The organism is Mangrovibacter plantisponsor (assembly GCF_003182475.1).
Taxonomy (GTDB): domain Bacteria; phylum Pseudomonadota; class Gammaproteobacteria; order Enterobacterales; family Enterobacteriaceae; genus Mangrovibacter; species Mangrovibacter plantisponsor.
In genome coordinates this window covers 1-1,105 of sequence record NZ_QGTS01000056.1, presented here as the reverse complement: position 1 = coordinate 1,105, position 1,105 = coordinate 1, and the positions used below count along the sequence as shown (strand labels likewise).

Here is a 1,105-nt window from a genome sequence, read left to right as displayed (position 1 = left end):
GCCCGGGCAGGCTCATGATAAAACTGCTCCATCCGTCTTAACGCTTCACGCGTTCTGATGGCCACCTCCGACTCCCGGCTCAGGCTGAACGAGGCGTGGTAACCCGGCGTGGCAAACCCTTTCAGTTGCGGGTCATCACGCACCTGCAACCGGGCACCTTCACGGAGTGCCAGAATACTTTCCGACACCATCAACTGGTGAATCACCTTCTTTTGCCCGGTGTACGCCGCCAGTGCGTCCGTCACGTCCAGCCGGCTGTGGTTTAATTCCTGTACCACCCCGACAATGTCATCCAGCACCACGGCACTGACCGGCGCACCGTACTGTTGTTCCGCACGGGCAAGGTGCATTCCCAGTACCCGCTGCTTTTCCCTGTTGGTACGCGGGTAAAATCCGTGTACCCCGCCCGGGGTACCGCCACGGCCGGCCACCGACGGGAAGGATTCCACGGCAAACTCAGCGACCTGTGCTTTCAGGGTGTCCAGGGAAGGCTCCAGCGCCCGGTGCCGGTACGGCTGCGTGGCACTCACCTGCCCCCCGGACAGGGTCAGTTGGGTAAAACGCGCAGACGGGCCGTTTTTGCTGCGCCAGGCATCCAGGACATCCATGCTCCACGGGTCACTGCTGAATGCCATGCGGATATCCGTGTGATGGGGTGCAATGGTGATAAAACTGGCCAGGATGTCATGGTGCTGTCTCCGGCAGGCGGTATTCAGGGGCGGGATGTCCGGGCTGGCCGGCATCTCTTCCACATTAAACTGGCGCAGGTACCCTTCCGGGGTTACCTGGTATCCCTGCCAGATTTCCCCGTCCAGCAGTACATAGACGTACCCGCCACGCAGGGTGCGCAGGGCGTATTTGAATTCCCCACCCGCCAGGGGAACCGCCTGCTCAGGCACCGCCGGACGCCAGGCAGGATGCACCAGAAAAGTGGGCACGGCCGCCACCCGCAACGGGTAAATGGCCACACCCTGCCGGCTGCAGGCTTTACAGCCGGAGGGCGCTGCCGCAGCCTGGCGTGCTGCGAGGGCATTACGGGCAATCTGTTCTTTGATATTCATCGCCGGAACTCCTTTCCGTTAAAGGCCCGGCAGGATGCAGGGCC

The 1,105-nt window shown here is 62.2% G+C and carries 1 protein-coding gene; it reads right to left on the bottom strand.

What is annotated here, in order from left to right; genetic code table 11:
• Positions 1–1,061, bottom strand: a 1,061-nt coding sequence (locus DES37_RS25475) for a T6SS effector BTH_I2691 family protein (protein WP_281271499.1), incomplete at its 3' end; no start/stop codon positions are given.
• Positions 1,062–1,105 lie beyond the last annotated feature (44 nt).